The sequence below is a fragment of the Streptomyces sp. NPDC019531 genome (genome assembly GCF_044903305.1).
In the GTDB taxonomy this organism is placed as follows: Bacteria; Actinomycetota; Actinomycetes; order Streptomycetales; family Streptomycetaceae; genus Streptomyces.
Window position 1 is genome coordinate 160,163 of the sequence record NZ_JBJDQL010000004.1, and the last position, 13,850, is coordinate 174,012.

The window sequence follows — 13,850 nt, forward strand, 5'->3', positions numbered from 1 at the left end:
TACGGGGTCACCCGAAGATGTTCAGCTCCTTCACCTCCACCCCCGCCAGCTCGTACGCCCGCCCCCGCAGCGGACGCCCCGAGTACAGCCGTACGAGAGTCGCCGCGTCCCCGATGTAACGCGCCGGAGTGCGGTCGCCGGCCGCGTCGCCCAGGCGGAGCGGTTCGTCCAGGTCGTCGAGGTCGGCGTGGAGGGGGAGGTGGCCGCGTTCCTGGGTGGTGCGGACCAACAGGGCCAGTGCGTCCGGCAGACCGGCACCGCCGTACGCCCCCGGCTCCCCGAGGACCTCCCGCACATCACCCGCGTGCACCCTCCCCCACTGCCTCAAAGGCGTGGGGGGACCCCCACCCCAGCCCAATGATGTCCAGCACCCCGCCCGCCCGGGCGATCGCCGCCCCCGCCTGCGTCATCCCGCGCTCCAGCTCGTCCACGACCTGCTGGTTCGTCCAGTCCGCGCGCTCGGCGATGTCCCGGTCGTTGGACTCGGGCGAGAACACGCCCTTCTCGAACCGGCCCTCCACCACCCGCGTCAGGGCGGACGAACAGTGCGCGAGCACGTCCCGCACGCTCCAGCCGGGACACGCGGCCGTCGGCAGCGCGAAGTCGGCGTCCGGGCGGGAGCGCAGGAGGGGGATCAGCGCGTCACGTTCGGTGGTCAGGAGACGGCCGGGCAGCGAAGGGTCTCGTACGTCAGTCATGCGCCCAACGTGCCAGGAGCGACACGCGAGACAATGAGGCCATGGCCGATCTCGACACCCTCCGCGCCCGTTTCACCGACGCCCTGAACGCGGCCAGGGGCTCCGACGGCCCCGACCCGCTGCCGTACGCCGACAACCTCCTCACCCGCTGGCAGGAGCCGCAGCGGCACTACCACACGCTCACACACCTCACGGCGGTCCTGGACCACGTCGACGTGCTGGAGACGTACGCCGACGCCCCGGACCTGGTCCGCCTCGCCGCCTGGTTCCACGACGCCGTCTATCTCCCGGACCGCTCGGAGAACGAGGACCGCTCCGCCCGCCTGGCCGAACGCGCCCTCGCCGAAGCCGGGGTCCCCCAGGAGGCCACGGCCGAGGTCGCCCGCCTGGTCCGCCTCACCGTCAGCCACGATCCCGCCGCCGACGACCGCAACGGCCAGGTCCTCTGCGACGCCGACCTCGCGATCCTCGCCGCCCCGCCCTCCGCGTACGCCGCCTACACGGCCGCCGTACGCGAGGAGTACGGCTTCGTCCCGACCGACGCCTTCCGCGAGGGCCGGTCCGGAATCCTGCGTCAACTGCTGGATCTGCCCCGGCTGTTCAGAACGCCGTACGGGGAACGCGAATGGGAGGCGACGGCCCGCTACAACCTGGCTTCCGAGCTGGAGCTCCTCCATGGCTGAGCTCGGCTGACGTCTGTCGTTTCATCTCCTCAACCGGCCTGTGAAGCCATAAGGTTGGCGCAGCGTCGTCACGGGGAGAGCCTGCGCATGGACAACGAGACCGAACTCACCCAGCCGAGCCTGGAGTTCTGGGTCAGCGACACCGAAGAGGGCGAAGGCGACACACTGAGCATCTTCGGCGGCGGCGGCGGCGGCGGTGGCGGTGGCGGTGGCCCCGTCCTGCGGTCAGTGCCGCTCGGCCCTCTCCGCAAGAACCTCGCGGAAACGGTCGACGCCCTCCAGCAGCTGTTCGCCGACGCCGAGGCCCGGGGCGGCACTCTGCCCCTCGCCGAGGCCCAGCTGTCCTTCCAGGTCACCGCGAGCGGTGGCATCCAGCTCATCGGCACCGGCCAAGTGCAGGGCACCCGCGGGCTGACACTGGTCTTCAAGCGGCCCTGAGGGCGGTTGTCGGATTGACCCGCTACAAGGCTCTGCTCATCGGGGTCGCCCAGTACGAGGCGGCGGGGATCAGCTCGCTGCCCTTCGTCCGGGAGGACCTGGACGGCATGGCGTCCGCCTTGAAGTCGCGCGGCTTCCACCAGGTCCAGGTGGCCCAGGCACCGTACTTCACGCCCAACGTGATCAACGGCGCGGTGTCACGCTTCCTCGCCGCAGCCGGCCAGGACGACCGTCTGCTCGTCGTACTGAGCGGCCACGGGGTGCACGACGACGGCACGGACTACCTGGTCCCCCAGGACTTCGATCCGACCATGCTCGCCGCGCACGACGGGTGCGTGGAAATCGGCTGGGGCCGCAATCTGGAGAACACGGCGGCCGCCCAGGTGGTCTTCCTCATCGACGCCTGCCGAGAGGGCGTCCGCGACGACACCATGGGTACGGCGCCCTGGTCGAGCGGTACCGTCGCGGCCACCCTGCGTCGTAAGGTTGCCTACGTCTACGCCTGCTCGCAGGCCCAGGTGGCCCGCTATGTCCGGGACAGTGACCGGGTCCGCGGCGGGCATGACGTGGGCACGAAACCCGGCGATACCTTCAGCCTCTTCTCCCGCACGGTCACCGACCTGCTGGCCGGCCCGGTCAGCACGCTGGCCGAGTTCGAGACGGCCGCCCAGGAGCGCGTGGACGCCCTCCACACGGCATACGCGAAACCGGGGCCCGCGCAGCGGGTCCGCGTCCGCACCGAGGAGGATCGGGACACCTTCACGCTCTTCCCACCGACCGAGAGCACCGCGGACCTCAAGGGCGCCGAACGGACCTGGACCGAGGCAGTCACGAATCATCACTCCTGGAGCTTCACCGCCCCCGCCCAGGAGCCGAGTGTGACGGCGCTCAAAGCGGTCTGCGGCCGACTCGCAGCCCGCTATGCGCGCGCCTGCGCCGCCGCCGAGCAGAAGATCGTCAACGACCCCTGGTACGACGGCGAGCTGGCCGAGCGCACCACGGAACGCGTCGGCTTCCTGCTGCTGCGCCTGGCCGAAGACACCGAACTCTCCCCGACCGAGGCCGCGCTGCTGGCCGTGCTGCCGTTCGCCGCGCAGGCGCACTGGGCGCAGCAGGCCGCCCACCATGACCTGTCCGAGGCCGAGCTGGACGTGTTCCTGACCTCGTTCCCACGACTGGGCCGACGGCTGCGCACGCTGACACAGAAGCCGTCGGGGGCACTCTCCGACATCCGCTGGTGGGGCGTCCACCGCTGGCTGGTCCAGCACACGGAGGCGTTCACCTGCGAGTTCCTCGCCTGTGACGACGCGAACGTGCCGATGCGCGCGTGGGCGGTCTCGGAGCTGTCGGCCCCACGCCTGCTGGCCTATCTGAAGGAGCAGCGCGTCGCCCCCGCCGCCGTCGCGGGCACCGTCCGCAGCACCGCCCTGGACAACGAACGCCAGGTCGCCCCCAGCACGCCGTACGAACACACGGTCCGCGAGCGACTGGTCTCCGCCCTTCTCAAGGCCGCCCACGCGCTCGCCGTCGACCCGGCCGACCTGCCCGAGGTCCTGGTCGAGCACCTCGGCATCTCCGACAGCGTCTCCCTCACCGATCTGCGCTCCACACTGCGCCAGTCGCACTGGGTGTCCGCGGGCGCCGGCCGCTCGCTGAGCGCACTGTGCGGGCACCCCGCCATCGAACTGGCCCTCAGACGGCACGCCGAGACGGTGGACACGCTTCTGCGCGACATCAACAAGGAGGCGGCGAAGCGCGGCAGTTCCCTGTCCCCGTTGGCCTCCCTGCCTGCGTACGCCGACGCCCAGCAGGTCCGCCCCAGCGGAGCGGCCCCCGCTGAACTCTCCAGCGGCATCCGTTTCCGGCTCGCGGACGACCGCGTCCAGGAACTCCTCATGGGCGAACAGCTCTACGGCGACCGGGCGCTGGCGATCCGCGAGCTGTATCAGAACGGTCTGGACGCGCTCCGCTACCGCACGGCCCGCACGGAGTACCTACGCCGCACCGGCGTGACACCCCCCGAGTGGCGGGGTGAGATCGTCTTCACGGAGGGCGTGGACCCCGATGGCCGCCCTTACCTGGAGTGCGCCGACAACGGCATCGGCATGGGCGTCACCGAACTGAGCCGCGCCTTCGCCCAGGGCGGCTCCCGCTTCGTCGACCTGCCCGAGTACCGCGAGGAGGGCGCCTTGTGGGCCGCCCTCGACCCACCCGTCTCGCACGTCCCGGTGAGCCGCTTCGGCCTAGGAGTCCTCAGCTACTTCATGATCGCCGACGAACTCTCGGTGTGGACCTGCCGGTTGGACCGCGCTGGACGGCCGGGGCACGAACTGAAGGTGACGATCGCGGGGCCCGGAAACCTATTCCGGGTGGAGGACCTGGGGCCTGGGCGGGAGGCCGGGACTCGGGTGCGGTTGTACGGAGTGCCGGGCAAGAAGATCCCGTCCAGCGGGGAGGAGTTGGAGAAGTACCTGTGGGTGTCGCCGTATGTGGTGCGGGCACCCGTGGGTGGACGAGTGTTGCGGTGGGAGCCGGGGGCGCTGGCGGCGCCGGTGGAGGAAGGGGCGAGCGGTGAGCCGCCGTCGGGACCCGAGCGCCTTCGCCTGCGCTACGGGCCGGACTCGGACACCTCTCCTTACGTCTGGTCCCGTGAACTGGGTCGGCAGTTCTCGACCTCGGCCACCGCGTCCAGACCCGGTTCGGTGGCGGCATGCCGGGAGAGCGGCATGTGGTGGACCGACGGCAAGGGCGCAGTCCTCGTCGACGGAATCTCCAATGACACCACTCTGTTCGGCCGTGTGGTCGACCTCCACGGTGCCGCGGCGACCCTTTCCGTCGACCGAAAGAAGCTCAGCCGACACGACGAGGAACTCGTGCGCGTGCGCAGTCTGGCCGCTCTTGACGAACTCTTCGACGCACCTGGCCTGTTGTCTCCCGCATGGCTGGACGCCCTCATGCAACAGGACGCTGAGATGGCGGAGGCAATCACCATCCGCGCGGTGGAGAAGGACATCTCCTGGAAGAGCTACGACTGGACACTGGACGCCGGCAGAACCGGGTTCTTCCCACCGGACCTGCTCCTCCTGCCGGTGGCCACAGGTTCCTTCCCGTGGCCCGAGGGACCGTATGACACGGTCGCGGCACTGCTGATCCTGTGCATGCCGGAGAACGTGTTGCGCTGGCGGCTGTCGGCCCTCCACCCTGAGCTGCCCATGGGGTCCTTGCCGGCGGCCCAGCCGTCGGACCTGATGCTGCTCACCGGGAGCGATCGCGATGCCTGGGCACGGGCCCTGGACGACGTCACGAAAGCCTATGCCGTGCGTGTCACGGGCAGATCCACCACTCATGGGCACCAGAGGTCGCTGACGAGGGAGATACACGACCTCAGGCCATGGCGCCCCGACCAGTTCACCGTCCCCGTGTGTGAAGTGCTCGCCACCGCGGTGAGCCGGTGGAGCGCCCCGGGCCGAGTCGCCTCACGACTGCACTCACTCGGCTACGCCGTGGAAGAATTGGGCCCCTTGAAGGACGCCTCCCTCGACGACCTGCCCCTCCTCACCTCGCACAGGGACATCCGCGAGTTGAGCGGCAACGGAAGACGAGCCGCTTCCTCGTCCGAGTTCGTCCTCCCAGGGGACTGCATCCACCTGGCGCACCTCTACGCGCAGGACCACCCGCGTCAGGCGGCGAACCGCCTCCAGGAGTTGGGATACGTCATTCCCGCGGCCGTCCTCGACACCCTCGTCGAGCCCGACGGGACGGCCGAGACGGTGCGTTCACTTGCCCGGAACCTGATGGGGCATTCCTACGAACAACGGATCTCGCCCGAGGAGGCCCGACAGGTCAGCAGAGGTCAGCTGCTCTACGCGGCAGCTCGCATCGGTTCTCCCACGGAGTCAGTGGCCCGGACGCTGAGGGGCCTCGGCTTCGTCCTGCCCGAGCCGCCGCTCCCCGAACTCACGCCGGCACACGGATACGCGGCAGCGCTCAACAGGAGGGGCGCCAACGTGCCCATGGACTTTGCGGGGATCAATCGACTTCGCCGGATCAACCCCACTCTGCCGAAGCCGGGCAGCGCGGAATTCAGTGCAGCGATGAAAGACTTCGATTTCCCGGACCGTGACAAGGCTACGGTCGCCCCTGGATCCGCCTGGCGGGACCCTTTGCGCCTGGCCCAGGCCCTGCCCGGCTACCACCGTCTGTCCGGCGCCCTGCACGGGGCCAGCACACCCGCTGCGGCCGTCGACGAAATCCTGATCCGTGCCTTCCAGCACGGCCGCGCCCCCCGCTACGACACAGCCAACCGAGCCACCCTCGCCGAAATCGCCTCAGCCGCCCTCCGCGTCCGCCGCCCGTTCCGGGAAGTCGCCGCGAAGGCGACGGAACTCGGTTTCCGGCACGAGGCCGAGGACTGGTGGCCCTGACGGGCCTACCCTTAACCCCGCCGGAAAACCGGGTACCTCCAGGCACCCGCGGCCTCTACCCTGCCCCACATGCAGAACATGGGCGGGGAACGGGTGACGGAGGCCGTCGCGGACGCGGTGGCGGCGCTGCGGACGACGGTGGACCGGGACGACTGGGGCGAGGTACTGGCCGGCCGGGTGGAGTGGACCTGTCTGCAGGTGGCCGAGCACATCGCGAGCGATCTCATCTCGTACGCGGGCCAGTTGGCGGGGCGGGCGCAGAAGGCGTACGTCCCCTTCAACCTCTTCCTGGAGGAGGGCACCGACGCCGAGGGCGCCCTCCAGGTCATCGAGACGACCGGTGTCCTGTTCGCCGCGACGATCCGCAGCACCCCGCGCGAGGTCCGCGCCTTCCACCCGTACCCCTTCCGCAGCGCGAACCGCGAGGGCTTCGCCGCGATGGGCGTCGCCGAGGTCCTGCTGCACACGCACGACATCATGGAGGGCCTGGGCCGGACGTACGAACCCCCCGCCCACCTCCCGGAATACGTACTGACCCGGATCTTCCCCGAGGTCCAGCCGGGCCCCGACGCCTGGCACACCCTCCTGTGGGCCACCGGCCGCGGCGAGCTCCCCGGCCGCGCCCCGCGCACGGAGTGGCGCTGGAGCAACAACCTCGTCCTGCCCACCGAACGCCTCACCCTCCAGGGCGTCACCCCCGCCTCCGCCGCCGACCTCGCGGCGGGCGGCGACGGCGGCTTCGAATGGGTCGAGGACGGCCCCTTCGACGGCACCCGCGAGGCCGCCGGCATGACCATCAAGGCCTACGAAGCAGGCGTCCACCGCCCAGAGTTCGGCCTCTTCACCCTCGTACGCAGGGAGGACGGCCGCGCGATCGGCGGCATGGGTTTTCACGGCGCCCCCGACGAGGACGGCCGCACCGAAGTCGGCTACGACCTCGCCGAAAGCGCCCGCGGCCACGGCTACGCCACCGAGGCCCTGCGCGCCCTGAGCGACTGGGCCCTGGCCCGCGACGACGTCCGCGGCCTCTGCGCGACCATCGAGCCGGACAACGCGCCCTCCCAGCGGGTGATCGCCCGGGCCGGATTCGCACGGGCGAGTGTGGAGGACGAGCAGGCGTACGGCGAGATGGAGACCGGTCTACGGCTGTACGTCCGGCCCGCCTAGGGCGTCCGACACCCGCCCTAGGGACCTAGCCCTCGGACTGCCCATCCCTGGCCACAAATGTCCCTCGTGGAACTAGAGTTGTTCCTCCGGCACAGCTGATGGCGGGCATGGCATGGCTGAGGGGGACAGGTACGGCGTGATGCCCCAGCACAGGGCGCTGCTCATCGGAGCGAGCGAGTACGACGATCCGCGGATCCAGAACCTGCCGTTCGTTCCCGACGACCTGCAACGGATGCGTGACGCGCTGGCCGACCGCGGATTCCAGACCGCCGAGATCGTCGAGAGCCGACGCGGGATCACGCCGAACACGGTCAACAGCCGGATCCGCACGTTTCTGCGCGAGGCGGGCCGAGGCGACACCGTGCTGATCCTCCTCAGTGGACACGGCCAGCACTTCAAAGGGAAGGACTACCTGATCCCGGAGGACGCCTCCTTCGACGTGGAGGTCTTCGCCGAGACCTGCATCGAGATCGGGTGGGAGCGGGAGATCGAGGAATCTCCCGCCGCGCATGTCGTCTTCCTCATCGACGCCTGCCGTGAGGGCATCGACCCGGACACCATGGCCCCGCCAGGCCTGCGCCGTTGGTCACAACGCAAGGTCGCCGAGGCATTGCATCGCAAGGTCGCGTACGTGTACGCCTGCACGGCGCCGCAGTTCGCGCGGTTCGTCCGGCCGAGCGACCAGATCCAGCCGGGGCACGACACCGGGACCCAGCCAGGAGAGTCGTTCAGCCTCTTCTCCCGCGCCGTCGCGGATACGATCACGGCCGATCCGCACGCGCTGCGGCTGCACGACTTCTCCGCACGGGTCCAGCACCGTGTCACGGAGTTGCACCGCGGCTACGGCAAGGACGGCCTCGCGCAGCAGATCACGGTCCGCGCCGACACCCCGCCGGGCGACGGCGACTTCCCGCTGCTTCCCGGCCCTGACCGGCTCACCAGGACCCACCCGTGGATCCGCTCGGTCGAGAAGCACCCTGTCTGGCACCGCACCCCCGAAGGCAACGCCCGCCAGTCGCTCCAGCAGGCCTGCGTCCTTCTCGCGGGCCGCCTGGCCACGGCGTACGAGGACGCCACGCACGCCCTCCACGACGACCCCTGGTACGACACCGAGCTCGCCGAGCGCACCCACCACAGGCTCGGGTTCCTCACCGGCCGACTGGCCGCCGACGCGCCCCTGTCCCCCACCGAGGCCGCCCTCGCCGTGCTGGTGCCCCTCGTGGAGCAGACCTTCTGGGCGCAGGAGACCACCCAGCGCAGAACCCTGCTGACGGACACCGGAGCCTCGGTACCCGAGCACACTCGCTTCCGCAAGTTCGCCCAGCAGTTCCCGCGGCTCAAGCGCAGGCTGCTGACCCTGCGCGACGAGAAGGCGGCGAGCGCGTCCGTGGAGGGCATCCGGTGGTGGCTGCTTCACCGCTGGCTGATCCAGAAGCCGGAGCTGTACTCGGCGGTGGCGCTCAAGGCCCTCATCGGGGACGCGACGACCGGACCCGACCAGCCTTCCTGGGTGGCCGAGGCGCTCTCGGCGGACCGGCTGATGCGGCTGCTCAAGGAGCACCGCGCGGCGCCGTTCTCGACACGGCGCATCCCGGAGCCCGCGCCCCCCGCGGGTGACCGCGGCGAGGACGATGACGTCATCGCCGCCAGTACGGGGGACGAGCACGAGGTGCGCATGGCTCTGGTCTCGGCCCTGGTCAAGGCGGCGTACGCGATGGCCGTGGACCCGGTCGACCTGCCCGAGATCGTGGTCGAGCACATCGGCATCCACGACAGCGTCGGCCTTGGCACACTCCTGGACACCGTCCGTGGCTCCGACTGGCGTATCTCCGGCATGGGCCGCTCCCTCAACGCCGTATGCGCTCACCCGGCCGTCCAGATCGCCCTGCGCGCGCACGCCGGGCGGGTCGACGAACTGTTGCGGGACATCAACCGAGGCGGGCACCCGGCCCTCGTCCCGCTCGGCACCCTGCCGCCCTACGCCGACGGCAGCCTGGTTCGCCTGACCGGGAACTCCCCCGACCGGCTCTCCGACGGCATCCGCTTCCAACTTGCCGAGGACCGCGTCCAGGAACTCCTGATGGGAGAACAGCTCTACGGAGACCGGGAGTTGGCGGTCCGAGAGCTCTATCAGAACGCGCTGGACGCCGTCCGCTACCGGGACTGCCGCACTCAGTATCTCGACCGCACAGGCCGACCGGTTCGCCCCTGGGAGGGCCGGATCGAGTTCGTGCAGGGGGTGGGATCCGACGGTCGCCCGTACCTGGAGTGCCGGGACAACGGCGTCGGGATGGGGCTGACCGAGCTGACGGGCGTCTTCTCCCAGGGCGGCGCCCGCTTCGTCGACCTGCCCGAGTACGTCGAGGAGCAGGCGGCCTGGGCGGAGCTGCCCGACCCCAAACCGACGCTGCATCCCAACTCGCGCTTCGGTATCGGTGTGTTGAGCTACTTCATGCTCGCGGACGAAATCGTCGTGCGGACCTGCCGGATGGGCCGGGACGGGCGTCCCGGACGCCTGCTCCAGGTGACGATCGCGGGGCCCGGGAATCTCTTCCGGGTGGAGGATCTGGGCGAGGGCGAGGAGGATGAATCGGGCACGTCGGTGCGACTGCTGCTGGCCCGGCGGGGAACAACCGTGTCCTGTGTGGAAGCGCTGCAGCGGGTGCTGTGGGTGGCGCCGTACCGGACGACGGCCGGCCATGGGTCGCGGCGGCATGAGTGGGTGCCGGGGAAGCTTTCGCAAACGGCCTACGAGCTGGAACTGGCCGACCGGGGTCTCGGACTGACGGCGGACGGCGACATCGCGCTGGCGTCGGTGGATCCTGACCTGTGGTGGATCGAGCATGACGGCGTGATCCTGGCGGACGGACTCCTGGCGCATGTGGACAACAGCAACTACGAGTTGGATCTTCCCTTCGGCGCCGTGATCAACCTGTATGGCGAGAAGGCCCCGGAATTGTCGGTCGACCGGACGACCCTCCTCGCGTTCGACTCCGACCATGTGGCGGCTCGCATGGCAGACGCGGCACGCGGTCTCACCGATCCCGAACTCCCGCTGCCCAACTCGGAATGGCTGGCCGAGGTCTCCGTCTCGTCGGTCTCGTTCGCCGACTGCGTGGCCGGTCATGCCGAATGCGTCGACCTGCCGTGGCAGCTGGCAGACGTGAAACTGCCGTTCAGCCACGTCGGGTTCTTCCCGCCCGACGAATCCTTGCTCCCGCTGGTGACCGGACGGTACCCGGAGCACGACCGGCACGTGACCTCCTGGTTCCTCTACAACATGCCCGCGCCGGTGCTGCGCTGGCGGCTGCGCACCCTCTACCGCGCGGGCCTGGGCGGACCGGTCTCCCTGCCTGAGACGGAGCGGTCGGACGCCCTCTGCGCCCGACCGTCGGACGGGATCCTGCTCGGTCAGCTCGGAGCCCGTTGGAACCATGCCCTCGACAACTGGTCACGGGGCCCGGACACGGCCGAGCGCTTCTGGGCCAGCCCCTCACGTGCACTCGTGCAGACCGGCTGTGTCAGCCTCGGCATGCTCTTCCCCTGGCGAGATCCCGGCACGGCTCTCGACACCGCAGAACTGTTCGCCCTCAGTGAGTGGTCTGAACGGCCACCGGCCGAGATCAGCGAGCGTCTGACCCGCCTGGGATATCGCGTCGCACCCCTCCAGGGCTGTGCAGCCGTCCAGTGTGACGACCTGCCTCTGTTGCGCCCACTCGGCAACCCGTCCGGCTGGCTGACTCCCGGCGCGCGCCTCTCGGCGGCGCAGGTGTCACTGAGCGCGGCCCAGGCCTCCTGCTCCACGCAACAGGCCGCCCTGCGACTCGCCGAACTGGGATTCGCCGTGCCCGAGCAGTATCCGGTCTGGGACGACTGGACGGACGACGAGTTCGAGATCATCTCCGGCCTGTGGTGGGCTCACTCGACCCGTCCCGGCCCGGAGGCGGCACAGTACGTGTCCCTCGCCCAGCTCGCCTCGGTCGCCCAGCGGACGGGCTGGCCGCTGCAATATGTCGCGGAGCTCCTCGGGGAACTCGGCTTCGTCCTGCCTCCGGACTCCACGCCTCTGCCCGAGTTGAGCGACGACGACCGGGCGATCCTCGGCCACGAAGCCCAAGTGGCTCCGGTGGACGGGCAGGTCTCGTTCTTCTATCTCGTCGCCGTCGCCCGTCGCGCGAACCGTCCCGTCCGCGATGTGGCCGCCCGGCTCCGACAACTCGGCTACACCACCGCAGAAGTACGGGACGAAGAGCCGCCCTCACGCGAGGAGATGACCCTCCGCACTCGAGCGGGACTGCATGAGCACAGTCCTCTTATGCTGAGCACCGTCGCCACCATCGCCCGGAGGGCCGAGATCTCCGTGGCGGCCGCCCTGTCCCGCCTGGAATCCCTCGGATACAGCTGTGAGGTCTCCTCCGACGTCATCTCCCGGTTCTCAAAGCGTGATGCGGACGTCCTGTCCGTCGGCAACACCGCCGACCCCGACCTGTTCGGCCCCGTCACCCCCCAGAAACTGCACGCCGCCACCCTGCACTCAGGCCAGGACGACGAGGAGAAGGTCGCCGCCTCGCTCACCGGCATGGGATTCGAAGTCCTCCCGCGCCCGCCGGAATGGGAACGGGAGCGCGACCTGGAGCGGCACCTAGTGAGGGAGATCGAGCACCCGAGCCTCATGTCTGAGCTCGAACACGCTGGCACTTCCGTCTCCCTGGTCACCCTCGCTGTAGTCGCCACGCGCACCGGCCGAGCGCTCCGCGAGGTCGCCCTTCTGGCCACGCAGGCAGGTATGCGCCACGAGGCCGAAACCTGGTTCAGCCCCGCCCCTTCGGCCGCCGCAACCCCGCCCCCGTGAGCAGCCGCACCACTTCCCGGCTGCTGACCTCCACCGCGCCGGCCGTCACCGCGTCCGCGTATCGGTGCGACGGGATGTCGTAGTGGTCGCGCTCGAAGGCGCGTGTCGGGACACCCAGTTCCTCGGCGAAGGCGTGGAGTTCGTCGAAGGAGGTGTCGCTGATCAGGTGGGACCACATGCGGCCGTGTCCCGGCCAGGTGGGTGGGTCGATGTAGACCGTCACGACGAGGACGCCCCGCCCATCGCGGTGTTCAGCGAGCCGACCGCCGCGACCTTCACGCCCGCCTGGTGGCACACCCAGTGCGGATCGGGGCCGAGTTCCGGTTCGACCTCCAGGGCGTGCGGGTCGCCGGAGCCGCAGACCGGGCAGAGGGGCCAGCGGCCGTAGCGCTCCAGAAGGGCGTCCTGGACGTCCTGGGCGACCAGTCCCGCCACGAAATCCGCACCCTCGGGCCACTGTTCCAGCCACCAGCGCCGCTGTACGACGGAGTCCTCGACCATCGACACCACGTCAGCCGCCGCGACCTCGCCCGCCGCGAGATCGGCGAGCACGAGGGAACGGGCCGTGTGCAGGGTCTGCTCAAGTGGACCGATGGACTCCATGGTGCCATTGTGCGCGCTCTTGACCACGGGCCGGAGCCGAAAATATCTTTCAGTTGTGGCCCAGGAAGTGAAGGAAATTTTCGGCAGTGCGCTCGCGGCGAAGGTGCGCACGCTGGGTCCGTCCATGACGCGTTCCATGCAGCGGGTCGCCGAGGCCGTGGCGAACGACCCCGCGGGGTGCGCGGCGCTCACCGTCACGGGCCTCGCGGAGCTGACGGGGACGAGCGAGGCGACCGTCGTACGGACGGCCCGGCTGCTCGGCTATCCCGGGTACCGCGACCTGCGGCTCGCCCTCGCCGGGCTCGCCGCGCAGCAGCAGTCCGGGCGGGCACCCGCGATCACCACGGACATCGCGGTGGACGATCCGATCGCGGACGTGGTCGCCAAGCTCGCCTACGACGAGCAGCAGACCCTTGCCGACACGGCGGCCGGTCTTGACACCGTGCAGCTGGGGGCGGCGGTCGCCGCGACGGCCTCGGCCCGGCGGATCGACGTGTACGGGGTGGGGGCGTCCGGTCTCGTCGCACAGGACCTCACGCAGAAGCTGCTGCGGATAGGGCTGATAGCCCAGGCGCACAGCGATCCGCATCTCGCCGTGACGAACGCGGTGCAGCTGCGGGCGGGTGATGTCGCGATCGCGATCACGCACTCGGGGGCGACCGGGGATGTCATCGAGCCGTTGCGGGTCGCGTTCGAGCACGGGGCCACGACGGTCGCGATCACCGGACGGCCCGACGGGGCGGTGGCGCAGTACGCCGACCATGTGCTGACCACGTCCACCGCCCGGGAGAGCGAGCTGCGGCCGGCCGCGATGTCGTCCCGGACGAGTCAGCTGCTGGTGGTGGACTGTCTGTTCGTGGGGGTGGCACAGCGGACTTATGAGACGGCGGCACCGGCGCTGGCCGCGTCCTATGAGGCGCTGGCACACAGGCACCGTCGGTAGGCGCCGGTTTCCCGGTAGATGTCAGTTTCGAAGAAAGAGCCG

General features: G+C 70.1%; 8 protein-coding genes and 1 pseudogene. 6 read left to right on the forward strand and 3 right to left on the reverse strand.

Translation table 11 applies throughout. The features are described from left to right. Window positions 1-7: 7 nt before the first annotated feature. Window positions 8-698, reverse strand: a pseudogene (locus ACI2L1_RS06970) (maleylpyruvate isomerase family mycothiol-dependent enzyme). Between the two features lie 41 nt (window positions 699-739). On the opposite strand from ACI2L1_RS06970, the gene ACI2L1_RS06975 reads away from it, so the two are divergent. The 5 genes from ACI2L1_RS06975 to ACI2L1_RS06995 all read left to right on the forward strand — a co-directional run bounded on the left by ACI2L1_RS06975 (window position 740) and on the right by ACI2L1_RS06995 (window position 12,262). Next, window positions 740-1,381, forward strand: a complete 642-nt coding sequence (locus ACI2L1_RS06975) for a hypothetical protein (RefSeq protein ID WP_404738269.1) — start codon at window positions 740-742, stop codon at window positions 1,379-1,381. 87 nt (window positions 1,382-1,468) lie between these two features. Beyond that, on the forward strand, window positions 1,469-1,819 hold the full coding sequence (locus tag ACI2L1_RS06980) for a hypothetical protein (protein ID WP_404738270.1): 351 nt from the start codon (window positions 1,469-1,471) through the stop codon (window positions 1,817-1,819). Window positions 1,820-1,833: 14 nt separating this feature from the next. After that, the gene (locus ACI2L1_RS06985) at window positions 1,834-6,243 is read left to right on the forward strand and encodes a caspase family protein (protein ID WP_404738271.1); all 4,410 of its coding nucleotides are present in this window, start codon (window positions 1,834-1,836) and stop codon (window positions 6,241-6,243) included. A gap of 69 nt (window positions 6,244-6,312) precedes the next feature. Beyond that, window positions 6,313-7,410 (forward strand): GNAT family N-acetyltransferase, encoded by a 1,098-nt coding sequence (locus ACI2L1_RS06990; protein ID WP_404738272.1) that lies wholly within the window; start codon window positions 6,313-6,315, stop codon window positions 7,408-7,410. A 139-nt stretch (window positions 7,411-7,549) separates the two neighbouring features. After that, the gene (locus ACI2L1_RS06995; protein ID WP_404738273.1) at window positions 7,550-12,262 is read left to right on the forward strand and encodes a caspase family protein; all 4,713 of its coding nucleotides are present in this window, start codon (window positions 7,550-7,552) and stop codon (window positions 12,260-12,262) included. Here the strand turns inward: ACI2L1_RS06995 and ACI2L1_RS07000 are convergent. Next, window positions 12,222-12,485 (reverse strand): DUF4031 domain-containing protein, encoded by a 264-nt coding sequence (locus ACI2L1_RS07000; protein WP_404738274.1) that lies wholly within the window; start codon window positions 12,483-12,485, stop codon window positions 12,222-12,224. The genes ACI2L1_RS06995 and ACI2L1_RS07000 overlap by 41 nt on opposite strands. After that, the gene (locus ACI2L1_RS07005) at window positions 12,482-12,865 is read right to left on the reverse strand and encodes a hypothetical protein (protein ID WP_404738275.1); all 384 of its coding nucleotides are present in this window, start codon (window positions 12,863-12,865) and stop codon (window positions 12,482-12,484) included. The genes ACI2L1_RS07000 and ACI2L1_RS07005 overlap by 4 nt, the downstream gene beginning before the upstream one ends. A 55-nt stretch (window positions 12,866-12,920) precedes the next feature. Here ACI2L1_RS07005 and ACI2L1_RS07010 point away from each other — a divergent pair, with 55 nt between their 5' ends. Beyond that, window positions 12,921-13,808 carry a MurR/RpiR family transcriptional regulator gene (locus tag ACI2L1_RS07010; RefSeq protein WP_404738276.1) on the forward strand — a complete coding sequence of 296 codons (888 nt, stop codon included), beginning with the start codon at window positions 12,921-12,923 and terminating at the stop codon, window positions 13,806-13,808. Window positions 13,809-13,850: the final 42 nt, after the last annotated feature.